The 26,418-nt window shown below is 75.0% G+C and carries 24 protein-coding genes; 10 read left to right on the top strand and 14 right to left on the bottom strand.

The genetic code is table 11. The annotated features are described in order from the left end of the window. Positions 1–42: 42 nt before the first annotated feature. The gene (gene gndA, locus WJX68_RS20370) at positions 43–1,479 is read left to right on the top strand and encodes an NADP-dependent phosphogluconate dehydrogenase (protein WP_340293409.1); all 1,437 of its coding nucleotides are present in this window, start codon (positions 43–45) and stop codon (positions 1,477–1,479) included. A gap of 21 nt (positions 1,480–1,500) precedes the next feature. Here gndA and WJX68_RS20365 read toward each other — a convergent pair whose 3' ends face one another. Next, positions 1,501–3,207 (bottom strand): MFS transporter, encoded by a 1,707-nt coding sequence (locus tag WJX68_RS20365; RefSeq protein WP_340293407.1) that lies wholly within the window; start codon positions 3,205–3,207, stop codon positions 1,501–1,503. Between the two features lie 123 nt (positions 3,208–3,330). Between WJX68_RS20365 and WJX68_RS20360 the strand changes: the two genes are divergently transcribed. The 3 genes from WJX68_RS20360 to WJX68_RS20350 are packed head-to-tail and all read left to right on the top strand — an operon-like array spanning position 3,331 to position 5,881. Next, the gene (locus WJX68_RS20360; RefSeq protein ID WP_340293404.1) at positions 3,331–4,143 is read left to right on the top strand and encodes a polysaccharide deacetylase family protein; all 813 of its coding nucleotides are present in this window, start codon (positions 3,331–3,333) and stop codon (positions 4,141–4,143) included. Positions 4,144–4,175: 32 nt separating this feature from the next. Then, complete coding sequence (locus WJX68_RS20355) at positions 4,176–5,360, top strand: YncE family protein (RefSeq protein ID WP_340293401.1); 1,185 nt, start codon at positions 4,176–4,178, stop codon at positions 5,358–5,360. Then, a complete protein-coding gene (locus WJX68_RS20350) occupies positions 5,357–5,881 on the top strand; it encodes a DUF2127 domain-containing protein (RefSeq protein WP_340293398.1) in 525 nt (174 codons plus the stop codon). The genes WJX68_RS20355 and WJX68_RS20350 overlap by 4 nt, the downstream gene beginning before the upstream one ends. On the opposite strand, the gene WJX68_RS20345 is transcribed toward WJX68_RS20350, so the two are convergent. The 7 genes from WJX68_RS20345 to WJX68_RS20315 form a co-directional block, all read right to left on the bottom strand. Beyond that, positions 5,858–6,973, bottom strand: a complete 1,116-nt coding sequence (locus WJX68_RS20345) for a flavin-containing monooxygenase (RefSeq protein WP_422785743.1) — start codon at positions 6,971–6,973, stop codon at positions 5,858–5,860. The genes WJX68_RS20350 and WJX68_RS20345 overlap by 24 nt on opposite strands. A 67-nt stretch (positions 6,974–7,040) precedes the next feature. Continuing rightward, positions 7,041–8,024: a pyridoxal-phosphate dependent enzyme gene (locus WJX68_RS20340; RefSeq protein WP_340293392.1), complete on the bottom strand. Its 984-nt coding sequence runs from the start codon at positions 8,022–8,024 to the stop codon at positions 7,041–7,043. A gap of 22 nt (positions 8,025–8,046) precedes the next feature. Then, positions 8,047–8,640, bottom strand: coding sequence for a DinB family protein (locus tag WJX68_RS20335; protein ID WP_340293389.1), 594 nt, complete (start codon positions 8,638–8,640; stop codon positions 8,047–8,049). Between the two features lie 104 nt (positions 8,641–8,744). Continuing rightward, entirely contained in the window at positions 8,745–9,044 is a 300-nt protein-coding gene (locus WJX68_RS20330; RefSeq protein WP_340293387.1) for a hypothetical protein, read from the bottom strand. An 11-nt stretch (positions 9,045–9,055) separates the two neighbouring features. Beyond that, a complete protein-coding gene (locus WJX68_RS20325; protein WP_340293385.1) occupies positions 9,056–10,768 on the bottom strand; it encodes a glycerol-3-phosphate dehydrogenase/oxidase in 1,713 nt (570 codons plus the stop codon). A 118-nt stretch (positions 10,769–10,886) separates the two neighbouring features. Beyond that, entirely contained in the window at positions 10,887–12,404 is a 1,518-nt protein-coding gene (glpK, locus tag WJX68_RS20320) for a glycerol kinase GlpK (RefSeq protein ID WP_340293383.1), read from the bottom strand. Positions 12,405–12,454: 50 nt separating this feature from the next. Continuing rightward, positions 12,455–13,291, bottom strand: coding sequence for an MIP/aquaporin family protein (locus tag WJX68_RS20315; protein WP_340293382.1), 837 nt, complete (start codon positions 13,289–13,291; stop codon positions 12,455–12,457). A gap of 175 nt (positions 13,292–13,466) precedes the next feature. On the opposite strand from WJX68_RS20315, the gene WJX68_RS20310 reads away from it, so the two are divergent. Together WJX68_RS20310 and glpK (WJX68_RS20305) are read left to right on the top strand one after the other, a co-directional pair. Beyond that, positions 13,467–14,228, top strand: a complete 762-nt coding sequence (locus tag WJX68_RS20310) for an IclR family transcriptional regulator (RefSeq protein WP_340293380.1) — start codon at positions 13,467–13,469, stop codon at positions 14,226–14,228. Beyond that, positions 14,225–15,742, top strand: a complete 1,518-nt coding sequence (gene glpK / locus WJX68_RS20305) for a glycerol kinase GlpK (protein WP_340293378.1) — start codon at positions 14,225–14,227, stop codon at positions 15,740–15,742. Before WJX68_RS20310 ends, glpK (WJX68_RS20305) begins: the two co-directional genes overlap by 4 nt. 52 nt (positions 15,743–15,794) lie before the next feature. Here the strand turns inward: glpK (WJX68_RS20305) and WJX68_RS20300 are convergent, their stop codons facing one another. The 3 genes from WJX68_RS20300 to WJX68_RS20290 are packed head-to-tail and all read right to left on the bottom strand — an operon-like array spanning position 15,795 to position 19,089. Then, positions 15,795–17,078, bottom strand: a complete 1,284-nt coding sequence (locus WJX68_RS20300) for an MFS transporter (RefSeq protein ID WP_340293477.1) — start codon at positions 17,076–17,078, stop codon at positions 15,795–15,797. Between the two features lie 47 nt (positions 17,079–17,125). Then, on the bottom strand, positions 17,126–17,815 hold the full coding sequence (locus WJX68_RS20295) for a GntR family transcriptional regulator (RefSeq protein ID WP_340293376.1): 690 nt from the start codon (positions 17,813–17,815) through the stop codon (positions 17,126–17,128). After that, positions 17,812–19,089, bottom strand: coding sequence for an NAD(P)H-dependent oxidoreductase (locus WJX68_RS20290; RefSeq protein WP_340293374.1), 1,278 nt, complete (start codon positions 19,087–19,089; stop codon positions 17,812–17,814). The genes WJX68_RS20295 and WJX68_RS20290 overlap by 4 nt, the downstream gene beginning before the upstream one ends. A 210-nt stretch (positions 19,090–19,299) precedes the next feature. Between WJX68_RS20290 and WJX68_RS20285 the strand changes: the two genes are divergently transcribed. The 3 genes from WJX68_RS20285 (at position 19,300) to WJX68_RS20275 (ending at position 22,671) form a co-directional block, all read left to right on the top strand. After that, positions 19,300–20,628, top strand: a complete 1,329-nt coding sequence (locus WJX68_RS20285) for an SLC13 family permease (RefSeq protein WP_340293371.1) — start codon at positions 19,300–19,302, stop codon at positions 20,626–20,628. A gap of 28 nt (positions 20,629–20,656) precedes the next feature. Next, a complete protein-coding gene (locus tag WJX68_RS20280; protein ID WP_340293368.1) occupies positions 20,657–21,556 on the top strand; it encodes an SCO6745 family protein in 900 nt (299 codons plus the stop codon). A 110-nt stretch (positions 21,557–21,666) separates the two neighbouring features. After that, positions 21,667–22,671, top strand: coding sequence for a TerC family protein (locus tag WJX68_RS20275; RefSeq protein WP_340293366.1), 1,005 nt, complete (start codon positions 21,667–21,669; stop codon positions 22,669–22,671). A 24-nt stretch (positions 22,672–22,695) separates the two neighbouring features. Here WJX68_RS20275 and WJX68_RS20270 read toward each other — a convergent pair whose 3' ends face one another. Next, positions 22,696–23,016, bottom strand: coding sequence for a putative quinol monooxygenase (locus WJX68_RS20270; protein ID WP_340293363.1), 321 nt, complete (start codon positions 23,014–23,016; stop codon positions 22,696–22,698). Positions 23,017–23,117: 101 nt separating this feature from the next. Between WJX68_RS20270 and WJX68_RS20265 the strand changes: the two genes are divergently transcribed. Beyond that, positions 23,118–24,089 (top strand): helix-turn-helix transcriptional regulator, encoded by a 972-nt coding sequence (locus WJX68_RS20265; RefSeq protein ID WP_340293474.1) that lies wholly within the window; start codon positions 23,118–23,120, stop codon positions 24,087–24,089. Between the two features lie 29 nt (positions 24,090–24,118). On the opposite strand, the gene WJX68_RS20260 is transcribed toward WJX68_RS20265, so the two are convergent. Together WJX68_RS20260 and WJX68_RS20255 are read right to left on the bottom strand one after the other, a co-directional pair. Beyond that, positions 24,119–25,114 carry an asparaginase gene (locus WJX68_RS20260; protein WP_340293360.1) on the bottom strand — a complete coding sequence of 332 codons (996 nt, stop codon included), beginning with the start codon at positions 25,112–25,114 and terminating at the stop codon, positions 24,119–24,121. A gap of 53 nt (positions 25,115–25,167) precedes the next feature. Further along, complete coding sequence (locus WJX68_RS20255) at positions 25,168–26,370, bottom strand: FAD-dependent oxidoreductase (protein WP_422785745.1); 1,203 nt, start codon at positions 26,368–26,370, stop codon at positions 25,168–25,170. Between the last annotated feature and the right edge of the window lie 48 nt (positions 26,371–26,418).

Below are 26,418 nucleotides of genomic sequence, written 5' to 3'. Positions count from 1 at the left end.
CAGCGCGCGCCGGACGACGGCGCCGGACAGGGAGGACGCACGATGGCGGAGAAGAGCCGGATCGGGGTCACCGGACTGGCGGTGATGGGCGCGAACCTGGCCCGCAACATGGCCCGCCGCGGCTTCCCGGTGGCGGTGCACAACCGCACCACCGCGAAGACCACCGAGTTCATGAAGGACTACGGCGACGAGGGCGCCTTCACCGGCACCGAGTCGCTGCAGGAGTTCGTCGACGCGCTGGAGACCCCGCGCAAGATCGTCGTCATGGTGAAGGCCGGCAAGCCGGTCGACGCCGTCATCGACGAGCTCGCGCCGCTGCTCGACCGCGGCGACATCATCATCGACGCCGGGAACTCGCACTTCCCCGACACCGACCGCCGCGCCGCGTACTGCGAGGAGCGAGGCCTGCGCTTCATGGGCATCGGCGTGTCCGGCGGCGAGGAGGGCGCCCTCAACGGGCCGAGCATCATGCCCGGCGGCCCGCAGGAGGCCTACGGCGAGGTCGAGGAGATCCTCACCGCGATCGCCGCGGACGTCGACGGCACCCCGTGCTGCACCCACGTCGGCCCCGGCGGCGCCGGGCACTACGTGAAGATGGTGCACAACGGCATCGAGTACGCCGACATCCAGCTCATCGCCGAGGCCTACGACCTGCTCACCCACGTCGCGGGGCTCTCCGCACCGGAGATCGGGAAGATCTTCGAGGAGTGGAACACCGGCGACCTCGAGTCGTTCCTCATCGAGATCACCGGCATCGTGCTCGCCAAGACCGACGAGCGGACCGGGAAGCCGCTGGTCGACGTCATCGTCGACCAGGCCGAGCAGAAGGGCACCGGCCGCTGGACGGCCATCGACGCCCTCGACCTCGGCGTCCCGCTGACCGGGATCACCGAGGCCGTGTTCGCCCGCACGCTGTCCAACCTGCGCGACGAGCGCAGGGAGGCCTCGACCACGCTGGGCGGCCCGACCCCGGGCTCGGGGGCGAACCGCGACGAGCTCGTCGAGGACATCCGCCAGGCGCTCTACGCGTCCAAGGTCGTCGCCTACGCCCAGGGCTTCGCGCAGATGCGTGCCGCCTCCCGCGCCAACGACTGGGACCTCGACCTCGGCGCGATGGCCCGGATCTGGCGCGGCGGCTGCATCATCCGCGCGCAGTTCCTCAACCGGATCACCGAGGCCTACGAGTCGCACCCGGACCTGGACAACCTGCTGATGGTCCCGTACTTCACCGAGGCCGTCGCGAACGCGCAGGACGCGTGGCGCCGGGTCGTGGTGACCGCGACCGAGCAGGGCGTCGCGATCCCCGCGTTCTCCTCCAGCCTGTCCTACTACGACGGCTACCGCCGCGAGCGCGGCCCGGCCAACCTCATCCAGGGCCTGCGCGACTACTTCGGCGCGCACACCTACGCCCGCACCGACGCCGACGGGAAGTTCCACACCCGCTGGAGCCAGGACGGCAGCGAGGTCGCCGCGGGCTGACCCGGCCGTGCCCGCCCGGGGTCAGCCCCGGGCGGGCAGCGGCGCGGGTGCCTGTTCGTCGACGTGGTGGTACTTCCCGCCGCGCAGCGCGCTCGCGACCGCGGCGACCAGGCAGGCCAGTGCCGCGAACCCGAGCGCGAAGGTCAGCCCGTCGGCGAACGGGCCGGAGATCAGCTGCGGGAAGAACTGCCGCCCCGTCAGGTAGGCGGCCTGCGCGGGCGCCAGCGTGCCCAGCACCTGCGGGCCGAGCAGGGTCGCGATCGGGTTGTAGCCCAGCAGCGCGGCGAACAGGATGCCGACCGGCGGCAGGGCCGCGACGCGGTCCGCCGCGAGCTCCGGCACGCCCTGGGCGACGAGCCCGTCGTGCAGGGCGCCGGGCAGCGTCGTCGACAGGCCCGCGATGAGCAGCGAGAAGAACACCCCGATCGAGAGCACGGTCGCCGCGTTCTGGAAGGTCGAGGTCATGCCCGCCCCGGCGCCGCGCTGGTGCGCGGGCAGCGCGTTCATGATCGCGGCGCGGTTGGGGGAGCTGAACAGGCCCATCGCCAGACCGTTGAGCGCCAGCAGCGCCGCGAACGCGCGGTAGTCGAAGTCGACCGGGAGCAGCAGCAGCGCCAGGAACGTGGCGGCCGCCCCGACCATCCCGACGGTGGCGAAGGCCCGGGCGCCGTAGCGGTCGGACAGGATGCCCGACACCGGACCGGCGACGAGGAACCCGATCGTCAGCGGGACCATGTAGATGCCGGCCCACAGCGGCGTCGTCTCGAACGGGAAGCCGTGCTCGGGCAGCCAGATGCCCTGCAGCCAGATGATCAGGATGAACTGCAGGCCGCCGCGGCCGAGCGCGGCGAGCAGGCTGGCCACGTTGCCCGCGGTGAACGCGCGGATCGAGAACAGCGACACGTGGAACATCGGGTCCGGGACGCGGCGCTCGATCCAGGTGAACACCCCGAGCACCACGATCCCGCCGCCGATCAGGCCGAGGACGAGCGGGCTGGTCCAGGCCATGACGTCGCCGCCGTAGGGCTGGATGCCGTAGGTGATGCCCATCAGGACGGCGACCAGCCCGACCGCGAACGTGACGTTGCCCCACCAGTCGATCCGCGCGGCCCGGCGCTCGCCGGTGTCGCGCAGCCGGGCGTAGGCCCACGCGGTGCCGAACACCCCGACCGGCACCGACACCAGGAACACCAGGTGCCAGTTCACCGGGGCCAGCACCCCGCCGACGACGAGCCCGAGGAAGGAGCCCGCGATCGCGGCGACCGAGTTGATGCCCAGGGCCAGACCGCGCTGGTGCACGGGGAAGGCGTCGGTGAGGATCGCGGTCGAGTTCGCGAGCAGCAGCGCCCCGCCGACACCCTGCAGCACCCGCATCGCGATCAGCCACACCGCCGCCGCGTCGCCCTGCATCCAGGTCGCGGCCAGCAGCACCGAGAACACCGTGAACACGGCGAAGCCCAGGTTGTACATCCGGGTGCGGCCGTACATGTCGCCGAGGCGTCCGAAGCTGACGACGAGCACCGCGGTGACGACCAGGTAGCCCATGATCAGCCACAGCAGGTAGTCGATGTTCTGCGGCGCCAGCGGGTCGATGCCGATGCCGCGGAAGATGTCGGGCAGGGCGATCAGCAGGATCGACATGTTGATCGTCACGATCAGCACGCCCATGGTGGTGTTCGACAGGGCGACCCACTTGTACCGGTCGCCGGTCTCCGATTTGTTGAGCATCGCTAATGAGAATAGTCCCGCGGCGACGGTTCGCGCCACGGTCCCGCCCGGGTCGTCCGGTCCGTCCCGATCCTCCCTCGGGTAAAGGAATTCCCAGCTCGGAGGGGGTCTACAGTCCGGCGCGTGAGGTGGCGAGCGGGAGCGCCGGACCCCGGTCCGGGCGCCGGGACGACCCGGCGCGACGTCCTGCGCGCGGCGGCCGCCGCGGCCCTGCTCGCCGCGGCCGGGGGGTGCGCCGGCCCGCCCGCCCCGGCACCGTCCGGCCCGGCCGCGCCGGCCGCGCCGGAGCCCGCATCGTCGCGCACACCGCCCGCCCCGGCGACGGCGGACCCGGACGGCACCGAGGTGGACCACGCCGCGACCGGCCGCCCCGAGGTCGCGCTCACCTTCCACGGCGCGGGCGACACCGGGCTCGCCCGGCAGGTCCTCGGGCTGCTGCACGACCGGGGTGCCGCCGTGACCGTGCTGGCCGTCGGGACCTGGCTGGCGGGCGACCCCGACGCCGCCCGGGTCGTCACCGGGCTCGGTCACGAGCTCGGCAACCACACCTGGTCCCACGGCGACGTCGACGGGCTCGGCGAGGCCGCCGCCCGGGCCGAGATCGAACGCTGCCGCGACGCGATCGCCGCGGCCACCGGCGGGCCCGGCGCGTTCTTCCGGCCCTCGCAGGCCCGGCACGCGACCCCGCTGGTGCGCCGGCTCGCCGCGGCCGCCGGGTACCCCGTGACCCTGTCCTACGACGTCGACTCCCGCGACTTCGCCGACCCCGGGCCCACCGCCGTCGCGACCCGGGTGCGCACGGCCGGGCCCGGCAGCGTCGTGAGCATGCACCTCGGGCACCCCGGCACGCTCGCCGCGCTGCCCGCCGTCCTCGACGACCTCGACGCCCGCGGTCTGCGCGCGGTCACCGCGACCCGGCTGCTGGCCCCGTCATGACCCACCCGACCCGGAGGCCTCCCGTGCGCCGCGTGCTGCTCGTCCTCACGGCCGTCGTCGCCGTCCTCGTGACCGTGCTCGTCTCCGGCTGCTCCGGCGGTGGCGGGGCGGCCCCCGCCCCGGACGCGGCGCCGACCGGGTCCCCGGGCGCGACGCCGGGCGGGTCGCCCGTACCCGCCGGCCTGCCCGGCATGCCGCCGGTCACCGACCCCGGCAACGTCGACGCCGCCGCCGGCGCGAACATGCTGTCCGACGCCGCCCGCGCCGCGAAGCCCCTGGTCTACGTGCCGCACACGCGCTCCGGCGAGGTCCGCGTCATCGACCCGGCCACCTACGCGACCGTCGGGACCCACCGCCTCGGCGGGGAGCTGCAGCACGTCGTCCCGTCCTGGGACATGCGCACCCTCTACGCGACCGACGACACCACGAACAAGATCACCCCGTTCGACCCGCGGACCGGGCTCCCCGGCCGGGACATCCCGGTCGAGGACCCGTACAACATGTACTTCACCCCGGACGGGGTCTCGGCGATCTCGGTCGCCGAGGAGCGCAGGAAGCTGGTCTTCTACGATCCGCACACCTGGGCCCGCCAGACCGAGATCGCGACGCCGGACTGCGCAGGCATCGACCACGCCGACTTCACCCCCGACGGCCGGACGGCGGTGTTCACCTGCGAGTTCGCCGGGCGGGTCGCCGTCGTCGACGTCCCGGGGCGGCGGCTGCTCCGCATGATCGACATGCCGGTGCGCCACACGACGATGGGCCCGCAGGACATCAAGCTCGCCCCGGACGGGTCGGTGTTCTGGATCGCCGACTCCGAGGAGAACGGCCTGTGGGTGCTCGACGGCGCCGCGACCCGGGTGCTCCGCGAGATCCCGACCGGAGCCGGGGCGCACGGGCTCTACCTGTCCCGCGACGCGCGCGAGCTCTACGTCACCAACCGGCACGCCGGCAGCGTGTCGGTGCTCGACGCGCGCACCGGCGCGAGCAGGGCGCTCTGGACGATCCCCGGGAGGGCCAGCCCGGACATGGGTAACGTCTCGGCCGACGGCCGGACCCTGTGGCTGTCCGGGCGCTACGACCGGGAGGTGTACGTGCTCTCCACCGCGGACGGCCACCTGATCCGGCGCATCCCCGTCGGCGACGGCCCGCACGGGCTGTGCGTGTGGCCGCAGCCCGGCCGGTACTCCCTCGGGCACACCGGGATCACCCGGTGACCGCCGGCCCGACGGTGACGACGCCCGCCGCCCGCCGCACCGAGCAGCTGTTCCGGCTCGCGCTCGTGGTGAAGGGGATCGACGGCGCGGCCGAGCTCCTCGGCGCCGTCGCGCTGGTGCTGGTGTCGGGGGACTGGCTGCACCGGGTCGTCGCGCAGATCCTCGCCCGCGACCTGGTCGGCCCGCCGGACGGGACGCTGGCCCGGCACCTGACCGAGGGCGTCGACCGCTTCGCCGGTGGGGACCGGACCTTCGTCATCGTCTACCTCGGGCTGCACGGGGTGCTCAAGCTCGGCCTGGTCGCCGCGCTGCTGACCCGCTGGCGCCCGGCCTACCCGCCCGCCGTGCTGATCCTGGCGGTGTTCGTCGTCTACGAGCTCGTGCACGCCTGGCACACGCACTCGGTCGTGCTGCCGTTCCTCGCCGCGCTCGACATCGCGATCATCGTCATGGTCGTGCGGGAGTACCTGCTGCTGCGGCGGGAGGCCGCGGATCCCTCAGGCGCCGGCCGCGACGGGTAGCCGCGCCAGCACCGCGCGGGCCGCCGCGCGACCGGCCCGGTCCGCCCCGATCGTGCTCGCCGACGGCCCGTAGCCGACCAGGTGCACCCGCGGGTCCGCGACGACGCCGGTGTCGAGCGGCGGGCCCAGCACGATCCCGCCGCCCGGCCCGCGCAGCCGCAGCGGCGCGAGGTGGCCCAGCGCCGGACGCCAGCCGGTCGCCCAGAGCAGCACGTCCGCCGGCTCGTGGGTGCCGTCGTCCCACACGACGCCGTCCGGCACGACCCGGGCGAACACGGGGCGCCGGTGCAGCACGCCGCTCGCGATCCCGGCCCGCACCTCGGGCGTCAGCCCCAGCCCGGTGACGCCGACGACGCTGCGCGGCGGCAGCCCCGCGCGCACGCGCTCCTCGACACGGGCGACGGCCGCCCGCCCGCGTGCCGCGTCGAAGGGCCCGGAGTGCCACTCGGGGGGCCGCCGTGTCACCCACGTCGTGGCGGCCGCGTACGGGGCGATCTCCAGCAGCAGCTGCACCGCGGTGATCCCGCCGCCGACCACGACGACCCGCCGGCCGGCCATCGCCTCGGGGCCGGGGTAGGCGCGGGCGTGCAGGCTCCACCCGGCGAAGGTGTCGAGCCCCGGCGGGGTGGGCCGGAAGGGGCGGGTCCAGGTGCCGGTGGCGTTGACCAGGTGGTCGGTGAGCCAGGTGCCGCGGTCGGTGTCGACGGCGAGCGGCCCGCCGGCGTCGGACACCCGGCGGACGTGCACCGGGCGCAGCACCCGCAGGTCCAGCTCGTCCTCGATCCGGGCGAAGTAGGCGGGGACGGCGTCGCGCGCGGGCCGGTCGGGGTCGGCACCGGGCCCGTCGAAGCCGGAGCGGACCCCGGCGACGTCGTGGATCCCGTTGACGGTGCGCATCCGCAGCGTCGGCCAGCGGTGCCGCCACGCCCCGCCGGGGCCGTCCTCGCCGTCGAGCACCACGAAGCCCGGGCCCGGTTCCAGCCCGCCGCGCCGCAGCCCGGCCGCCGCGGACAGGCCGGCCTGACCCGCGCCGACCACCACGACCCCGGTGCGCTCCACACCCGGGTCAACGCGCCGGCCGCACCCGGTCATCCCGCGGTGATCGCCGGTCGCGGAGCGACACGCCCGCCTCGCGGACGCCGCGCTCCACCACCGGTGATCACGGCCGGGCGGCGGCGCGGACCACGTCGCCGACGTCGGCGTTCGCGCCGCAGACGACCAGTGCGAGCCGGGCGCCGGGGTGCCGCCCGACGACCCGGCGGGCGGCCGGGACGAGGCAGCCCGCGGCCGGCTCGGCCCAGATCCCGGCGCGCTCGGCGAGGGTGAGCGTGCCGCGGACGGCCTCGGCGTCGTCGACGACGAGGACCTCGTGCACCAGGGCGCGGACGTGGTCGTGGGTCAGCTGCGACGCCGACGGCGCGGACAGCGTGGTGATCGCCGAGGTGATCGTGACGGGCGTCGGGCCCCCCGCGGCCAGCGCCGCGGACATCGCCTCGGCGCCGACGGTCTCCACGCCCCACACCCGGGTGCCCGGCAGCAGCGCGCCGACCGCGGCGGCGACCCCGGAGACCAGCGCGCCGCCGCCGATCGAGACCAGCACGTCGGTCGGCGGCTCGCCGAGGGCGACGGCGTCGCGGGCCAGCTCCAGCCCGACGGTGCCCTGCGCGGCGACGATCACCGGGTCGTCGAACGGGTGCACCAGCGTCCGGCCGGCCCGCTGCAGGTCCCCGGCCAGCGCGAACGCGGACGCGATGTCGGCGGTGAGCCGCACGTCGGCGCCGGCGGCGCGGGCCGCGGTGACCGACCGGACCGGGGCGTTCTCCGGCATGACGACGACCGCGTCCACCCCCGCCGCCCCCGCCACCTCGGCGACGGCGAGGCCGTGGTTGCCGCCCGACACCGCGACCACGCCCGCGGCGCGCTCGGCCCCGGTCAGCGACGCGAGCTTGGCCAGCACCCCGCGCGGCTTGAACGACCCGGCCCGCTGCAGGTGCTCCAGCTTCAGCAGCACCGGCGCGCCGAGGGCCGCGGACAGCCCGGGGGAGGGGACGGTCGGGGTGCGCACGACGCCTCCGGCGATCCGCTCCGCCGCCGTCTCGATGTCGGACAGGGTCACGAGCCGGGTCGGCAGCGGGGTCACCACCCCCGCCACGCTAGTGCCCGGTTCAGCCCATCGTGCGCTGCCCGTCGATCGCCTCGCGGATGATGTCGGCGTGCCCGGCGTGCTGGCTGATCTCGGCGAGCATGTGGATCGCGACGCGGCGCACCGACCAGGACACGCCCGGCTCGAACCACGGGGCGACCGGCAGCGCGTGCGCGGTGTCCAGGTCCGCGGTGCGCAGGACCTCCTCGGTGCGGGCGGCGACCTGCTCGACCCGGGCCCGCAGGTGCTCCAGCGTCTCGTGGTCGGCGAGCACGAAGCGGGTGTCGACCCACTCCTCGCCGGATGCGGCCCAGTCGCCGCCGTTCGCCTCGGCCTCGGCGTCGACGGCGTCCCAGTCGGTGGAGCCGTCGTAGGCGTCGGTGCCGCCGAACGCCCCCGCCCCCTCGACCGCGAAGCGGAACCACTGCTCCTCGGTGTCCGCGACGTGCTTGAGCAGCGAGGCGATCGTCAGCGCGCTCACCGTGCTCGTGGTGCGCGCCTGGTCCTCGGTGAGCCCCTGCGCGGTCTGCAGCAGGAAGCCGCGGTGGCGCTCCAGGGTGGCGATCAGCTCCGCCCGCTCGCCGGTGAGCGTGCTGGTGTCCTGGGTCGCGTTCATCCGGTTCCGCCTCCTGCGTGTCGCGGACCGGGCTGCTCCCGGTCCGACACCCACGACACTAGGGGCGGATGCGGACAGGTCCGGTCCTCGTCGGTGACGGGATCTCAGGACAGGTCGCGCAGGGCCCGTTCCCAGCGGTCGCGGCGCTCGCCGGGGTCGAGCTCCCACCACGGCGTCCCGCGCTCGCCGAGGCCGTGCTTGGCGACGCCGACCCGCTCGCGCGCGGCGGCGACGCGGTCGTCGTCGCCGGTGCGCCGGCCGGCGCCCACCTCCGCCCGCGCCCGGCCGAGGTGGCGCTGCAGCTCGGCCCGGACGTCGTCGGGCAGCTCGGGGTCGGCGGCACGCCAGCGGCGGCCCCGGACGACGATGTAGCGCCCGTCCGGGGTCCGCTCGGGTTCGCCCACGGGGGTGGGTGTCAGCCGCTGACCGGGACCACGTCCGGCGCGCCCAGGCGGGCGGCGTCGGCGGTGGCGTCGTCGGGCATCTTCTGGCTCTCCCGCTCGGCCTCGACCCGCTTGACGTAGTGGTCGACCTCGCGGGCGATCTGCTCGTCGTTCCAGCCGAGCACCGGGGCGACCAGCTTCGCGGTCTCCTCGGCGGCCCCCACGCCGCGGTCGAAGGTCTCGATCGAGACCCGGGTGCGGCGGGCGAGGATGTCCTCGAGGTGCCGGGCGCCCTCGTGCGAGGCGCCGTAGACGACCTCGGCCCGCAGGTAGTCCTCGGCGCCGGTGAGCGGCTCGGCCAGCGTCGGGTCCTCGACGACCAGGTCGAGGACCTCGTCGATCAGCGACCCGTAGCGGCCGAGCAGGTGCTCGATCCGCACCGGGTGCAGCCCGCTGCGCGCGGCCAGCTGGTGGGTGGAGTTGCGCAGTGCGGTGTAGCCCTGCGCGCCGAGCAGCGGCACGTTCTCGGTGCACGAGGCCGGGACCTTCGCGTCGAGCGAGTGCACGGCCGCGTCGACGGCGTCGCGGGCCATCACGCGGTAGGTCGTGTACTTCCCGCCCGCGACGACGACCAGGCCCGGCACCGGGGTGGCGACGGCGTGCTCGCGCGACAGCTTCGAGGTGGCCTCGGACTCGCCGTGCAGCAGCGGGCGCAGACCGGCGTAGACGCCCTCGACGTCCTCGTGGGTCAGCGGCTGCTCCAGCACCGCGTTGACGTGGTCGAGCAGGTACTCGATGTCGGCCGCGCTCGCCGCCGGGTGCGCCTTGTCCAGGTCCCAGTCGGTGTCGGTGGTGCCGATGATCCAGTGCCGGCCCCACGGGATGACGAACAGCACGGACTTCTCGGTGCGCAGGATCAGGCCGGCGTCGCCGCGGATGCGGTCGCGCGGGACGACCAGGTGGATGCCCTTGGACGCGCGCACCTTGAACTTGCCGCGCTCGCCGGCGAACCCCTGGGTCTCGTCGGTCCAGACGCCGGTCGCGTTGATGACCTGCTTCGCGCGGACGTCGATCCGCTCGCCGGACTCCAGGTCCTGCACGGTCGCGCCGATCACGCGCCCGGAGTCCTTGAGCAGCCCGACCACCCGCGCCCGGGTCGCCACGTGCGCGCCGTAGGCCGCGGCGGTGCGCGCGATCTCCATCGTGTGCCGGGCGTCGTCGACCTGGGCGTCGTAGTACTCCAGGGCACCGACCAGGGCGTCCTTGCGCAGCGACGGCACGACCCGGCGCGCCCCGCGGCGGGTCAGGTGGCGGTGGTGCGGCAGGCCGCGGGCCCGGCCGGACAGCAGCCCGAGGGTGTCGTAGAGGGCGACGCCGGCGCCGGCGTAGAACCGCTCCCAGACGTGGTGGGTCAGCGGGTAGACGAACGGCACCGGGCGCACCAGGTGCGGCGCCAGGTGCTGGATCAGCAGGCCCCGCTCCTGCAGGGCCTCGGCGACCAGCCGGAAGTCGAGCATCTCCAGGTAGCGCAGGCCGCCGTGGACGAGCTTGGAGGAACGGCTGGAGGTGCCCGAGGCGAAGTCGCGGGCCTCGACCAGGCCGACCGACAGGCCGCGGGTGGCCGCGTCGAGCGCGGCTCCGGCGCCGACGACGCCACCGCCGACGACGAGCACGTCCAGCTCGCGGTCGCCCATCGCCTGCAGCGCCGCGGTACGGGCCTCCGGGGAGAGCGCCACCGATTTCATGATCAGACCTTCCTGAGTGGTTCGTGCTCGTGCTGGGGACTACCCGGTGAACGCCCGTCCGAGCGCGGGTGTGCCCGGTGTCGCCCCCACGTGTGGTGAGGGCGACACCGGGACGGCCTCACTCGACGTCGACCCAGTCCAGGGTCCGCTCGACCGCCTTCTTCCAGCGGGCGTAGCCCTCGTCGCGCTGCTCCTGCGACCAGGTCGGCTCCCAGCGGCGGGCCTCGTTCCAGTTCTCCCGCAGCTCGTCGGTGTTCTTCCAGAACCCGACGGCCAGACCGGCCGCGTAGGCCGCACCGAGCGCGGTGGTCTCGGCGACCACCGGACGCGAGACCGGCACGCCCAGGACGTCGGCCTGGATCTGCATGCACAGCTCGTTCTCGGTGACGCCGCCGTCGACCTTCAGCGTCTCCAGGGTGACCCCGGAGTCCTTGGTCATGGCGTCGCTGACGTCGCGGGACTGGTAGCAGATCGCCTCCAGCGTGGCCCGGGCCAGGTGCGCGTTGGTGTTGAACCGCGACAGCCCGACGATCGCGCCGCGGGCGTCGGAGCGCCAGTACGGGGCGAACAGCCCGGAGAACGCCGGCACGAAGTAGACACCGCCGTTGTCCTCGACCTGGCGGGCCAGCGCCTCGGACTGCGAGGCGCCGGAGATGATGCCCAGCTGGTCGCGCAGCCACTGCACGGCCGACCCGGTGACCGCGATCGAGCCCTCCAGCGCGTAGACCGGGCGCTCGCCCTCGAACTGGTAGCACAGCGTCGTCAGCAGCCCTGACTCCGAGCGGACCAGCTCGGTGCCCGTGTTGAGCAGCATGAAGTTGCCGGTGCCGTAGGTGTTCTTCGCCTCGCCGGGGGCGAAGCAGACCTGGCCGACGGTCGCCGCCTGCTGGTCGCCCAGGTCGCCGGTGATCGGCACCTCGCCGCCGAGCGGGCCGTTCGCCAGCGTCGTCCCGAAGGCCGTCGCCGACGACGACGGCTTGATCTCGGGCAGCATCTGGCGCGGGATCCCGAAGAAGCCGAGCAGCTCGTCGTCCCACTGCAGGGTCTCGAGGTCCATCAGCATGGTGCGGCTGGCGTTGGTGACGTCGGTGACGTGCAGGCCGCCGTTCGTGCCGCCGGTCAGGTTCCAGATGACCCAGGTGTCGGTGTTGCCGAACACCGCGTCGCCGTTCTCGGCGGCCTCGCGGACGCCGTCGACGTTCTCCAGGATCCACTGGATCTTTCCGCCGGAGAAGTACGTGGCGGGCGGCAGGCCTGCCTTGCGGCGGATCACGTCGCCGCGGCCGTCGCGGTCCAGTGCGGTTGCGATCCGGTCGGTGCGGGTGTCCTGCCAGACGATCGCGTTGTAGTACGGCCGCCCGGTGCGCCGGTTCCACACGACGGTGGTCTCGCGCTGGTTGGTGATGCCCAGCGCGGCCAGGTCCGACGCGGACAGGCCGGTCTTGGTGAGCGCCTGCTGCAGGCAGGTGCTGGTCCGCTCGATGATCTCGATCGGGTCGTGCTCGACCCAGCCGGCCTGCGGCAGGATCTGCTCGTGCTCCAGCTGGTGGCGCCCGACCTCGTTGCCGCCGTGATCGAAGATCATGAAGCGGCTGGAGGTGGTGCCCTGGTCGACGGCGCCGACGAACTCGGCCATTGAGCTCTCCTTGGAGTGGGGGTCGGTGCAGGTGCGTGTGCCGGAGCGGGTCAGACCCGCCCGACCTCCTGAGGTGCGTCCTCGGCCGGGATGTAGCGGTCGATGAGCAGCTTGAACAGCCCGCCGCCGACGAGCCCGCCGATCAGCGGCGCGATGATCGGCAGCCACCAGTACGGCGTCCCGTCGCCGGTGACCCAGGCGCCGTCGTACCCGGTGATCCACGACGCCAGGCGCGGGCCGAAGTCACGGGCGGGGTTGATGGCGTAGCCGGCGTTCGCGCCCCATGCCATGCCGATGCCGACGACCAGGATGCCGATCATGAACGGCGTCATGTTGGCCAGCGGGCCCTTGTTGCGCGGGTGGACCAGCGCCATGATCACGAAGACCAGGATGGCGGTACCGACGATCTGGTCCAGGAACGCGGTCGGGATCGAGACCGGGTCGGCCGGGAACGTCGAGAAGATGCCCTTGGACTCGGTCAGCGTGGGGTCGACCGCGCGGATCTTGTCGGCGTAGGTGACCCGCACGATCAGCGCTGCCACGAACGCGCCGAGGGTCTGGGCCAGGACGAACGGGCCGACCTTGCGCCACGGGAACCCGTCGTAGACGGCCAGGGCCAGGGTGACCGCCGGGTTGAGGTGCGCGCCGGAGATCCGGCCCGCGACGTAGACGCCCAGCATCACGCCGAAGCCCCACGACCACGCGATCGAGTCGTAGGCGCCCTTGGAGCCGTCCGGTGTCGTCACGACCTGGGCCACGACGCCCACACCGAACAGGATGAGGATCAAGGTGCCGGCGAACTCGGCGCTCAGCTCGCCGAACAGCGACGGCTCCTTCGACCGCGCGGTGGCCGCCGGCCGGTCCGTACTCGCTTCGGAGTTCGTCATCGAACCCCCTTCTGGTGAGTCCCCCTCACGGGACCGGGCGGCCCCGCCGTGGTCCGGGACGCTAGGGACACCGATCCCGCTGGGCAACGCGATGCGTTCGACGATGTCGAACGATGCGGGTCGGAATACCCATGATCGAATCCCCGGATGCTCCGTCCGGCCTAGGATCGGCGGCGTGGCACGGGGCATCCAGTCGGTCGAACGGGCGGCGGCGCTGCTGCGCCTGCTCGGCGGGGCGGGCCGGCCGCTGGCGCTGGCGGAGCTGGCGGCGGCGCTGGACCTGCCGCGCCCGACCGCGCACGGGCTGCTGCGCACGCTGCGCGAGGAGGGCCTGGTCGCGCAGGACCCGTCGTCGGGCCGCTACCTGCTCGGCGAGGACCTGGGCCGGCTCGGCACCCCGTGGGACCGGCACGACCTGCGGGCCCGGGCGATGAACTGGGCCGACGCGCTGGCGGCGGCGACCGGGTGCGCGGTCTACCTCGGGGTGCCGTCGGCGACCGGGTCCGGTGTGGACCTGGTGCACCACGTGTTCCGGCCCGACGACAGCCCGCAGCGGCTGCGCACCAACACCACCCAGCCGCTGCACGCCACGGCGTGGGGCAAGTGCCTGCTGGCGTTCGCGCCGGCGTCGGTGCGGGCGACGGACCCGCTGGAGGCCTGGACGCGGGCGACGGTCACCGACCCGGCGGCGCTGGCGCGCGAGGTCACGGCGACGCGGCGGCGCGGCTGGGCCTCGGACACCGGCGGCTGGGAGCCCGGCACCGGGGGGCTCGCGGTGCCGGTGCGCAGCGGCGGCGGGCTGACGGTGGCGGCGCTGGGGATCGGGGCGCCGGTCGAGGAGCTGTTCACCGCCGACGGCCGCGCCCGGCCCGAGCAGGTCGTGGAGCTCGTCGCGGCGGCGGCGGAGATCGCCGACGGGCTGGAGGGGCTGACGTGAGGAACGGGGGACCCGACGAACGGGTCGTCGCCGCGATCGACCAGGGGACGACGTCGACGCGCTGCCTGCTGTTCACCCGCTCCGGGCGGATGGTGGCCGTCGCCCAGCGCGAGCACCGCCAGCACTTCCCGAGCCCCGGGCGGGCCGAGCACGACGCGTCGGAGATCTGGCGGTCGGTGACCCGGGTGGTGCCGGCGGCGCTGCGCCGGGCCGGGCTGGGCCCGGAGAACGTCGTGGCGCTCGGCATCGCCAACCAGCGCGAGACCACGGTGATCTGGGACCGGCGCACCGGCACCCCGCTGGCCCGGGCGATCACCTGGCAGGACACCCGCACCGGCGACATCGTCGCGGGGCTCGCCGCCGACGCCGACGCCGCGCGCTGGGCCCGGGTCAGCGGGCTCGGGCCGGCGACCTACTTCGCGGGGCCGCGCCTGCAGTGGCTGCTCGACCACGTGCCCGGGGCCCGCGACGGCGCGGAGCGCGGCGACGTGCTGTTCGGGACGATGGAGTCCTGGCTGATCTGGAAGCTGACCGGCGGGCCCGACGGCGGGGTGCACGTCACCGACGTCACCAACGCCAGCCGCACGATGCTCATGGACCTGCGCACGTGCGAGTGGTCCGACGCGCTCTGCGCGGCGCTGCGGGTCCCGCGGGCGATGCTGCCGCAGATCGTGCCCAACGCCCGGGTGTACGGCCGCTGCGTCGGCATCCTCGACGGCGTCCCGGTCGCCGGGGCGCTCGGTGACCAGCAGGCGGCCCTGGTGGGGCAGACCTGCTTCGCGCCCGGCGAGGCGAAGTGCACCTACGGCACCGGCGCGTTCCTGCTCAAGAACACGGGCTCGCGGATCGCGAGCTCGGAGGCCGGGCTGATCCCGACCGTCGGCTACCTGCTCGGCAGCGAGCCGGTGTACGCCCTGGAGGGCTCGATCGCGATGACGGGATCGCTGGTCCAGTGGTTCCGCGACGCCCTCGGCATGATCTCCAGCGCGGCCCGGATCGAGACCCTCGCGGCGAGCGTCCCGGACAACGGAGGCTGCTACGTCGTCCCCGCCTTCTCCGGGCTCTACGCCCCGCACTGGTACCCCGACGCGCGCGGCGTCATCGTCGGGCTGACCTCCTACATCCACCGCGGGCACCTGGCCCGCGCCGTGCTGGAGGCGACGGCCTGGCAGACCCGCGAGGTCCTCGACGCGATGAACGCCGACTCCGGCCTGCCCGTGACCCGGCTGAAGGTCGACGGCGGCATGACGGCGAACCACCTGCTCATGCAGTGCGTCGCCGACGTGCTCGACCTGACGGTGGAGCGGCCGCTGGGGTCCGAGGCGGTGTCCCTCGGCGCGGCCTACGCGGCCGGGCTCGCCGTCGGGTACTGGTCGGACCCGGAGGTCCTGCGCCGCAACTGGCACCGCGCCGCGGCCTGGGAGCCCGCGATGGACCCCGCCCTGCGCCGCCGCGAGCACGACAACTGGCGCCGGGCGGTGCAGCGCAGCACGGGGTGGGCGCGCAGCGACTGAGCACCCGGCACCGCGGGCCCGCGCGGGGCCCGCGGTCGCCGGGCCGGTGCGCTCAGCGGGTGAAGGCCGCCGCGTCGCCCAGGTCGGCGGTGCGGGTCTCGTGCAGGCCCCACACGCACAGCCCGGACACCGCCGCCAGGCCCGCGATCAGCAGCGAGACCGGCCAGGACGCGCCGGTCGAGGCGACCAGGCTGGTCGCCAGCAGCGGGGTGATGCCGCCGCCGACGATGCTGGAGGCGTTGTAGCCGATCGAGGCGCCGGTGTAGCGGTAGCGCGTCGCGAACAGCTCGGGCAGGAAGGCGCCCATCGGGGCGAAGACGCCGGCGAAGGCGATCATCGCGACCGAGAAGCCGACCGCGATCAGGATCCCGTCGCCGGTCCCGATCAGCCAGAACAGCGGGAACGCCCACAGCACGGCCAGCGCGCAGGCCCACAGGCAGACGCGCCGGCGTCCGACCCGGTCGGACAGGACCGCCAGCACCGGGGTGGCCACGCCCATCACCGCGGCGGCGACCATGGCCGCGACCAGCAGCGTCGTGCGGGACAGGCCGAGCTCGGTGGTGCCGTAGGACAGGCTGAACGTGGTGACCGTGTAGAAGATCGTGTGCGTGACGACCATCCCGCCGGTCGCCAGCAGCAGCGAGCGGGGCTGGCGGCGCACGACCTCGGCGACCGGGGCCTTCTCCCGCTCCTGCTCGCGCATCGCCTTCTCGAACACCGGGGTCTCGGCGATCCGCAGCCGGATGTAGAGCCCGACGACCACCAGTGCCGCGCTGGCCAGGAACGGCACCCGCCAGCCCCAGGCCGCGAACTGCTCGTCGGTCAGGCCCGCGGACAGGGCGAGGAAGACGCTGCTCGCGACGACGAACCCGACGGCCGGGCCGACCTGCGGGAAGCTGGAGTACAGGCCGCGCCGGCCCGCGGGCGCGTGCTCGGTGGCCATCAGCACGGCGCCGCCCCACTCGCCGCCCAGGCCGAAGCCCTGCAGGAACCGGCACAGCACCAGCAGCAGCGGCGCGGCCAGCCCGATCGAGGAGTAGGTGGGCAGCAGCCCGATCGCGACGGTGCCGACCCCCATCGTCAGCAGCGAGACGACCAGCGTCGCCTTGCGCCCGACCCGGTCGCCGAAGTGCCCGAACGCGACCGCGCCCACCGGGCGGGCGACGAAGCCGACGCCGAAGGTCGCGAACGCGGCGAGCGTGCCGGTCAGCGGGTCGAGGTCGGGGAAGAACAGCGAGCCGAAGACCAGCGCCGCGGCGGTGCCGTAGATGTAGAAGTCGTAGAACTCGATGGCCGTGCCGATGAAGCTCGCGACGGCGATCCGGCGCGCCGACATGGTCGGTGCGGCCGGGGCGCCCTGCCCGGTGGTGCGTGACGGCTCTGTCACTGGTCCCCCTCCTCGCGCGGCATCCGCCGCAGCAGCTCCGGTCCGAAGCGGGTCACGTGGGCCCGCGCGGCGGCCTCGGCGCGGGCCGGGTCGCCGGAGGTGATGTCGTCGAGCAGCGTGCGGTGGCTGTCGGCGATGTCGCCCAGGTCGTCGTAGAGGTCGCGGGAGAGCCGGAAGACGTGCTGCAGCGGGGCCGAGATCGTCTCCCAGGTGTGCAGCAGCCGCCGGCGCCCGCAGAGCTCGTGGATCCGCCGGTGCAGCGCGAAGTCCAGCGACACCGCGGCCGCGCTGTCCCGGGCGGCGCAGGCGGCCTGCAGGTCCCCGACGATGCGGCCCAGCTCGCGGGCGTGCGCGGGCGAGCCGACGGTCGCCAGCGCCCGCACGGCCAGCGGCTCGGTGGCCGCGCGCAGGGCGATGATCTCCTCGGCGTCGTCGGCGGTCAGCGTCGCGACCCGGGCGCCGCGCCGCGGCAGCAGCACGACCAGGCCCTCGGCGTCGAGGCGGCGCAGGGCGTCGCGGACCGGGCCGCGGCTGGTCCCGAGCCGGTCGGCGAGCTCGCGCTCGACGAGCCGGTCGCCGTCGCGCAGCTCGCCGGCCAGGATCAGGTCGCGGATCCGGCCGGCCGCGGCGTCGCCGAGACCGGGATGGGTCGTGAGGTCGCCGCCGAGCGACGCGGGCGTGCTCACCGCGCCTCGAGCTCGGCCCGCAGCCGGTGCGCGACCCCGGTGCCGGTCGCCGGCCCGACGTCGTCGCGCGACACCGGCGAGCCCGCCGCGACCGCGCGGCGCAGCACCAGCCCCTCGGCCAGGCCGATCGGCAGGAACCCGCCGGCGCGCGAGGCCGCGGCCGGGCGGACGACGCCGTACACGGTCGAGCCGCCCTCGCCGTCGAGGGTGTCGCCGGGGGACAGGTCGCGCTTCGCGGTCGCGACGACGTCGGCGACCCAGCCCCGCGGCGACCCCGAGTCCGCCCCGCGCGCCCCCGCGGCGCAGACGCTCTGCGCCAGCTCCAGGCCGATGAGGTGGTACGGCCGGTACATCGCGGTGTAGCGCCCGGACGGGTCGGTGCGCAGCCCGTAGTTCGCGAAGCAGGTCGCGACGTAGTCGCTCGGTGCCTCCAGCGTCACGTAGACGCCCCAGCGCAGGTCGCGCTGCACCGGGCTGCCGTCGCGGTGCAGCGACGACACCACCTCGACGGTGCCGGCGCGCTCCAGCACGCCGCCCGCCTCGCGCGGGACGCACACCGACTGCAGGTCGTCGGTGCCCGCGGGCGGGAAGGCCAGGCCGTCGCCGGGCGGGAGCAGGCCGGTCGCGTTGGCGACCGCGGCCATCTCGATCGCGGACTTGGTGCCGTCGAGGAAGGAGTTGAACATGACCGGGTTGAGCCCGGAGGCGGCCGCGTGCTCCGGGGTGAAGCCGTAGTGGCCCCACACGGTCTCCGGGGTGGAGCGGTGGTACTCCGGCAGGTACTTGGTGCCCTTGCCCGCGGCGACGACGTCGAAGCCGTTCGTCCGGGCCCAGTCGACGAGCTCGCAGATCAGGCCGGGCTGGTCGCCGGAGGCCATCGTGTAGACGACGCCGCGCTCGGCCGCGCGGGCGGCGAGGACGGGCCCGACGAGCACGTCGGCCTCGACGGTCACCATCACGACGTGCTGCCCGGCCTCGATCGCGGCGAGCGCGTGCGCCGCACCGGCGACGGGTGACCCGGTCGCCTCGACGACGACGTCCACGTCGTCGGCGCCCAGCACGGCGTCGGCGGTGGTCGCGACCCGGACCCCGGTGAGCCCGGCGGTGCCGAGCGCAGCGCGGGCGCGGTCCTCCGACAGGTCCACGACGGCGCTGACCTGCAGGTTCGGCACCCGGGCGGCCTGGTGCAGGAACATCGTCGCGAACGTCCCGGCGCCGATCACCCCGGCCCGGACCGGCGTGGAACGCCCCTGCATCGTCTCGAACAGACCCATCCGGCCTCGCCCTCCGTGGCGGTCCCGCCGGGAACCCCGTCGTCCCCGGCCGTTGCACCGTGCGCGTCCCGGCGGTCGACTGTCAATGGTTGACCAGAGACGGCCGGTCTGCGATGTGGGCACTTGCTCACGATGTGGGTCATCTGTCACCGTGTCGCCCCGTGCCCGGTCACCGCCGTCCGGGCCGGACGACGCAGAGGAGCGAGGCCGATGGGCCCCGAGATCATCGCGATCGCCGTCCTGGTGGTCATGTTCGTGATCGCCACGACGATGCCGGTCAACCTCGGCGCCCTGGCCCTGGTGGCCGCGGCCGGTGTCGGGATCGGGGTGCTCGGGCTCAGCCTCGACGACGTGCTCGGCGGGTTCCCCGGGGACCTGTTCCTGCTCCTGGTCGGGCTGACCTACCTGTTCGCGCTCGCGACGGCCAACGGCACGGTCGACCTCATCGTGCACTGGGCGATGCGGTCGGTGCGCGGGAAGCTCGCGCTCGCACCGTTCGTCTTCTTCGCGATCTCGTGCGGCCTGTCCGCGGTCGGCGCGCTGTTCGCCGTCGCGATCGTCGCCCCGCTGGCGATGCCGTTCGCCCGCCGCTACGGCATCAACCTGCTGCTCATGGGCATGATGGTCGTGCACGGCGCGCTCGGCGGGGCGTTCTCGCCGATCACCGTCTACGGCGCGTTCGTGAACACGACGATGGCCCGCGTCGGGCTGCCCAGCGACCCGCTGGCGCTGTTCCTCACCCCGCTGCTGGTCAACGTGGTCATCGCCGTCGGGATCTTCCTGCTGCTCGGCGGCCGGTCCCTGGTGGGCCGCTCGGTCGAGCCGCCCGCGGCCGCGGACGGGACCCCCGCCGACGCGACCGCCGACGGGACCCCCGTCGCGCGGGCGGGCACCGCCACCGCGACGGCCGCCACGACGACCACCGCGACGGCGCCGGGGCGGGTGGGGCTCGAGCAGGGCGTCACGCTCGCCGGGATCCTCGTGATGGCCGTCGGCGCGGCGGCGTTCGGCTGGGACGTCGGCGTCGTCGGGCTCGCCGTCGCGGTCCTGCTGCGCCTGCTCGCCCCGGGCCGCCCGGACGTCGTCGGCCGGATCTCCTGGTCCACGGTCCTGCTGATCTGCGGCGTCGTCACCTACGTCGGCGTGCTGCTCGACGCCGGCGCCGTCGACCTCGTCTCCTCCGGGATCACCGGGATCGGCGCGCCGCTGCTGGCGGCGCTGCTGCTCTGCTACGTCGGCGGGGTGCTGTCGGCGTTCGCGTCCTCGGTGGCGATCCTCGGGGTCGCGATCCCGCTGGCGCTGCCGTTCCTGCAGCAGGGCGAGGTCTCGGCGGTCGGGATGGTCGCCGCGCTCGCGGTGGCGGCGACGGTCGTCGACGTCAGCCCGTTCTCCACCAACGGCGCGCTGATCCTGGCCAACGCCCCCGACGACGTCGACCGGGACCGCTTCTACCGGCAGATGCTGGCCTACGCCGGGGTCGTCGTCGCGGTCGGTCCGCTGCTCGCCTGGGGCCTGCTGGTCCTGCCCGGCATCCTGTGAGCGGGGCGGGGGAACTAGCGTCGCGGTCATGAACGACGCCGCTGTCGCCGCCGGACGCCTCGCCCGCGGGCTCGAGCCGCTGCACGCCCAGGTCTACTTCGCCCCCGAGGGCGAGCGGGCCTACGTCGACGCCGGGCTGGCGCCGGACCGCATGGTCTACTTCGCCCCGCGCGCCGCCCCGATGGGCCCGGTGGGACCGTCGGTGGTCACCGCGACGTTCTACAACTTCTCCCCGCGCCTGGTCGCCGCCTCGATCCCGAGGGCGTGGGAGCTCGTCAGCGCGCCGGACCTGGTCCAGGTCCGGTTCGCCGTCGCCGACGCCTCGCTGCGCCGCACCCTCGGCGACGACGCCGTCGCCTCCCCGGAGATGGCCGAGGCCGCCGCGCTGGCCCGCACCGCCGCCGAGGCCGTCACCCCGGACGGGCGGCCGCTCGCGGCCGGGCACCTCGACGTCGCGTGGCCGTCGGAGCCGCACCTGGTCCTGTGGCACGCACTGTCGATCCTGCGCGAGCACCGCGGCGACGGGCACATCGCGCTGCTGGTCGAGGCCGGGCTGTCCGGCCTGGAGGCGCTGCTGACCGCCACCGCGACCGGCACCGGGTTCACCGTCGGGTTCGCCCGCGCCAGCCGCGGCTGGTCGGCGGCCGAGTGGAACGACGGCGTCGCCCGCCTCGCCGACCGCGGCCTGCTCGCCGCCCCGGGCGACGGCGCCGATGCGGCGGTGACCCCGGAGCTCACCGAGCAGGGCGTCGCGCTGCGCCGCCGGCTGGAGGACGACACCCACCGTCTCGGCGCCGCCCCCTGGGCCGCGCTCGGGGCCGACGGGGCCGCGCGGCTCGGGGAGCTGGGCGGCGCGTTCGTCCGGACGGCCCTGGCCCACGGCGCGTTCCCGTCCGACGGGGTGTTCGCCGCGCGTCCGAAGGGCTGAGCCCCGGCCGGGGGACCCGTCAGGACGGGCGCGGTGTCCGCGGTGCCCGATATGGTGCGGTACGCAACCGGCTGCCGTGGCCGGTGCGGTGACCTGCGGGAGGACCCCCGGTGCTGGAGATCAGCGGGCTCGAATGGGCCGTCACGATCGGCGTGATCCTCGCGCTGCTCGCGTTCGACCTGGTGCTGGGCTGGTTGCGGCCGCACCGGGTGGGCTTCACGGAGGCGACCGCCTGGTCGGTCCTCTACATCGCGGTCGCCATCGCGTTCGGGCTCGTCTTCGCCATGGTCCACGGCTGGGACTTCGGCACCCAGTACTTCACCGGCTACATCGTCGAGAAGAGCCTCTCGGTCGACAACCTGTTCGTCTTCGTCGTCATCATGACGACGTTCGCGGTGCCCGAGGAGCACCAGCACAAGGTGCTGACCTTCGGCATCGTGCTCGCCCTGATCATGCGCGCGATCTTCATCGCGGTCGGGGCGACGCTGCTGAACCTGTTCTCCTTCATGTTCCTGGTCTTCGGCCTGCTGCTGCTCTGGACCGCGGTCCAGCTCTACCGGCACAAGGACGAGGACCCCGACATCGAGGACAACATGGTCGTGAAGGGCGCGCGCAAGCTCTTCCCGGTCACCGAGGAGTACGACGGCGGCAGGCTGTTCACCCGCGACAACGGCCGCCGGGTCGCGACCCCGATGTTCATCGTGCTGGTCTCGATCGGCGGCATCGACCTGCTGTTCGCGCTCGACTCGATCCCCGCGGTCTTCGGCGTCACGCAGGAGGCCTACATCGTCTTCGCGGCGAACGCGTTCGCCCTGCTCGGCCTGCGGGCGCTGTTCTTCCTGGTGAAGGGCCTGCTCGACCGCCTGGTCTACCTGTCGACCGGGCTCGCGATCATCCTCGGCTTCATCGGCGTGAAGCTGGTGCTGCACTGGGCGCACGTGGACATCGACCCGGCGGTCCCGGAGATCCCGACGATGGCCAGCCTCGTGGTGATCCTGGGGATCCTCGCGGTCGTCACCGTCGCCAGCCTGATCAAGACCAAGGGCGACCCGACGATGACCGCGCACGCCGGCTCGCTGCGCGCCCGCAAGGAGCGCTCGGAGCAGCGCGACTGAGCCCGCCGCGGGCCCGGCCGCCCGTCAGGCGGGCAGGCCGGGACCGCCGAGCGGGGTGACCTCGATGTAGTCCGGCGGGGCGGTGAGCAGCGCCAGCACCTCACCGAGGCCGCTCTCGCCGATGTCGCGGCTCAGCGCCGCCTCGGAGGAGGCGGCGTCGGTCCACATCTCGGTGACCCACACCGCGTCGGGCTCGTCGGGGGTGGCGTTGACGACGTAGGCGAGGCAGCCGGGCTGGGCGGCCATGTCGTCGGCGACCCGCAGCAGCGCGCCCGCCAGCTCCGGGCCCTGCCCCTCGACGGCCACCATCCGCACGTACCGGCCGACCCGCTCGCTCGTGTCCACGGCGGCGACCGTAGACGGCGCGGCGCCGTCCGGCTCGACCGGGCGGTCCCGGACCGCATCCAGGACCGGAGATGTCCGCGACGGCGGGCACACTGGCCGTCGTGATGGGGACCTCGGCGCGGCTGCTGCGCCTGCTCGGGCTGCTGCAGGTGCCGCGCGACTGGACCGGCCCGGCGCTGGCCGAGCGGCTCGACGTCGACGTGCGCACCGTCCGGCGCGACGTCGACAAGCTGCGCACCCTGGGCTACCCGGTGCACTCCACACCCGGGGTGACCGGGGGCTACCGGCTCGGCGCCGGCGCCGCCCTGCCACCCCTGCTGCTCGAGGACGACGAGGCCGTCGCCGTCGCGGTCGGGCTGCGGACCGCCGCGGGCGGCTCCGTCTCCGGGATCGAGGAGACCTCGGTCCGGGCACTGGCGAAGCTGGAGCAGGTCCTGCCGAACCGGCTGCGCCGCCGCGTCGCCGCGCTCGGCACCGCCACCTCGACGCTCGCCGCGCGCGGCCCGACCGTGGACGCCGACGTGCTGTCCGCGCTCGCCGCGGCCTGCCGCGACCACGAGGTGCTGCGCTTCGACTACGTCGCCGCCGACGGGACCGAGACCCGCCGCGTCGCCGAGCCGGAGGGCCTCGTGCACACCGGGCGCCGCTGGTACCTCGTCGCGTGGGACACCGGCCGCGACGACCGGCGCACGTTCCGGGTGGACCGGATGCGCCCGAAGCTGCCGGCCGGCCCGCGGTTCGTCCCGCGCCCGGAGCCCGAGGGCGGGATCGCCGCGTTCGCCCAGCGCGGCATCTCCTCCGGCGCCTACCCGTACCGGGCGCGGATCGTGTTCCACGCCCCGGCCGAGCGGATCGCGGAGCACGTCACCCCGGCGTCGGGGATCGTCACCGACCTCGGCGACGGCCGCTGCGAGCTCGCCGCGGGCGCGTGGACGCTGGAGTCGCTGGCGGTGTGGCTGTGCTTCTTCGGCGTCGACTTCGAGGTGGTGGAGCCGCCCGAGCTGGTCGGGCACCTCGACGCGGTCGCCGCCCGGCTCGGGCGCGCGGCGGACCGGTCCCGCCCGGCCGGGTAGGCGCGGCGGGCCGGGTCCGGAGCGGGGGGTCAGAACAGCGCGCGGACCGCGCCGACCGGACGTCCGTGGCCGAGCACGTCGGTGCGGGTCGCCGCGTCCAGCGCGCCGGACCCGGCGCCGAGGCGTTCCAGCACCACCCGCGCGATGACGGGCAGCGGCCGGGCCGAGCCGTCCAGCACGGTCGCGGCGAACGCCCGCCCGTCCGGCAGCGCGGCGGCGAGCACGCCCTCGGCGCCGTCCTTCGCGATGAGCCCGGGCACCGCCCCGGCCAGCCGGGTCACCGCCCGGCCGGTGCCGCCGACCCACCACGGGTGGGCCCGCACGGCGGCGGCGACCCGGCCCTCCGGGCTGCCCGGCGCGGCCGTGGCGAGCACCGCGAACGCGCGCGCCAGCCCGGCCGGGGTGGACCCGAACAGCGGGGCGCCGCAGCCGTCGACGGTCGTGACGCCGACCGGGACCCCGGTCAGCTCCGCGACGGTGCCGGCGATCGCGCGCTGCAGCGGGTGGCCGGGGTCGCGGTAGCCCGCCGTCGGCCAGCCGGCGGCGACGCAGGTGGCGAGCATGGCGGCGTGCTTGCCCGAGCAGTTCTGCAGCAGCGGCGACGGCCCGTCCCCGGCGGCGCGGACGGCGGCCGCGGCGGCGTCGTCGAGCGGCAGGTCGGGGGTGTTGTCCAGGTCGGCCCCGGTCAGCCCGGCCCCGGCGAGGATCCGGCGGACCCCGTCGACGTGCGCGGGCTCGCCCGAGTGCGAGGCGCAGGCCAGCGCGAGCAGCTCCCCGTCGAGGTCGAGGCCGGCCCGCACCATCGCGACCGCCTGCACCGGCTTGAGCGCGGAGCGGGGCAGGAAGGCCACGTCCGGGTCGCCCGCGCCGGGAACCGGGCCGGCGGCGTCGCGCACGGCGAGGGTCCCGAGGTGGACCGACTCGACGGTGCCCTCGCGCTCGACGGCGGCGAGCGGGACGGTGGCGGCCAGGACGGGTGGGACGGCGGCGGTGGCCGCGCGGGTCCCGGATGCGGGGGTGCTCACGCGCCGACGCTACGTCGGGCGGCCCGCCCGCACCGGGGCGGACCCCGCCCGGCTCAGGCGTCGACCGGCGCGGGCCCGAGCGCCAGCGCGCGTTCCAGCTCCGGGGTCGGACGCACCGGGACCGGCCCGTAGGCGTTGCCGCGGGCCGAGCGGCGCCGCACCGCGGGCAGGCGCATCAGCAGCCGGACGAACGCGGGCGGGGCGATCGTGCGGCCCCGCTCGCGGGCGCGGGCGACCGAGCGCTCGATGCGTACCTGCTGGCGCTGCACCGCGACGATCGCGGGCTCCCGCTCGGCCTGCACGGCGGCGAGCACCGCGTCGCGGACCCCGCCCGCGCGCAGCGCCGGGACCAGGTGGTTCGCCGCGGCCAGCGCGTCCTGCAGCGCCATCAGGATGCCGTTGCCGCCGACCGGGGAGATGACGTGCGCCGCGTCGCCGATGAGCAGCAGGCCCGGCCGGTGCCAGGCCGGGACGCGGGAGATGTCCACCGAGAGCAGGGTGGCCTCGTTGAGGTCGGTGAGCAGGCCGACCCGGTCGGCCAGCCACGGGACGCGCTCGGCGACCTCGCGCCGGACGTACCCGACGCCGGCCTCGCGCAGCGCGGGGAAGCCGCCCTTGGGCAGCGAGAGCCCGACCTGCCAGCGGCCGGGGCCGCCGAGCAGCCCGACGTAGTGCCGGGTGCCGAGGAACAGGTCGACGTCGGCGTCGGCCGGGTCGGTGTCGCGGTGCGGGAGCGCGAACCACAGCAGGTCGGTGGTCGCGCCCTGGGACTCCGCGGTCAGCCCGGCGAGGGCGCGGACCCGGGAGAACCGGCCGTCGGCGGCGACGACGAGCCCGGCCTCCAGCGTCTCCCCGGAGCGCAGCGTCACCCCGCGGACGGGGTCGTCCTCGGTGCCCGCGCCCAGCAGCCCGTTCACCGCCGCCCCGGTGCGCAGCTCGAAGGACGGCAACCGGGCGGCCTCGGCGGCGAGGAAGTCGAGGAACCGGGCCTGCGGCATGAGGGCGACGTAGTCGTAGGGCGTGTCGAGCAGGCCGTAGTCGGTGGTCGTGACCACGCCCCGCGGCGTGCGGAAGCGGAACTGGCGGGCCGGGACGTGCGGCAGCTCCAGCAGCCGCCCGGCCAGGCCGAGCCGGTCCAGCAGCTCCAGGGTCCACGGGTGCAGGGAGTCGCCGCGGAAGTCGCGGTCGAAGTCCTGGTGCTTCTCCAGCAGCGTCACCGGCAGGCCGGCGCGCGCGAGCAGGTAGGCGAGCAGCATGCCGCCGGGGCCGCCGCCCGCGACGATCGTCCGTTCCTCGGTCACCCC

Origin of the sequence: Pseudonocardia spirodelae (assembly GCF_037727765.1) — a bacterium.
In the GTDB taxonomy this organism is placed as follows: Bacteria; Actinomycetota; Actinomycetes; order Mycobacteriales; family Pseudonocardiaceae; genus Pseudonocardia; species Pseudonocardia spirodelae.
Note: the sequence above shows the minus strand (reverse complement) of the source record. Positions and strands in the feature narration are given on the sequence as shown.

Coding starts and splice junctions, on each gene's coding strand:
- WJX68_RS20290 (WP_340293374.1), bottom strand. CDS start 19,089: ATGGGTCTGTTCGAGACGATGCAGGGGCGTTCCACGCCGGTCCGGGCC.
- WJX68_RS20280 (WP_340293368.1), top strand. CDS start 20,657: ATGAACGACGCCGCTGTCGCCGCCGGACGCCTCGCCCGCGGGCTCGAG.
- glpK (WP_340293383.1), bottom strand. CDS start 12,404: ATGGCCGAGTTCGTCGGCGCCGTCGACCAGGGCACCACCTCCAGCCGC.
- WJX68_RS20335 (WP_340293389.1), bottom strand. CDS start 8,640: ATGAACGCGACCCAGGACACCAGCACGCTCACCGGCGAGCGGGCGGAG.
- WJX68_RS20300 (WP_340293477.1), bottom strand. CDS start 17,078: ATGTCGGCGCGCCGGATCGCCGTCGCGAGCTTCATCGGCACGGCCATC.
- WJX68_RS20325 (WP_340293385.1), bottom strand. CDS start 10,768: ATGAAATCGGTGGCGCTCTCCCCGGAGGCCCGTACCGCGGCGCTGCAG.
- WJX68_RS20285 (WP_340293371.1), top strand. CDS start 19,300: ATGGGCCCCGAGATCATCGCGATCGCCGTCCTGGTGGTCATGTTCGTG.
- WJX68_RS20345 (WP_422785743.1), bottom strand. CDS start 6,973: ATGACCGGGTGCGGCCGGCGCGTTGACCCGGGTGTGGAGCGCACCGGG.
- WJX68_RS20365 (WP_340293407.1), bottom strand. CDS start 3,207: ATGCTCAACAAATCGGAGACCGGCGACCGGTACAAGTGGGTCGCCCTG.
- WJX68_RS20255 (WP_422785745.1), bottom strand. CDS start 26,370: ATGCTGCTCGCCTACCTGCTCGCGCGCGCCGGCCTGCCGGTGACGCTG.
- WJX68_RS20315 (WP_340293382.1), bottom strand. CDS start 13,291: ATGACGAACTCCGAAGCGAGTACGGACCGGCCGGCGGCCACCGCGCGG.
- gndA (WP_340293409.1), top strand. CDS start 43: ATGGCGGAGAAGAGCCGGATCGGGGTCACCGGACTGGCGGTGATGGGC.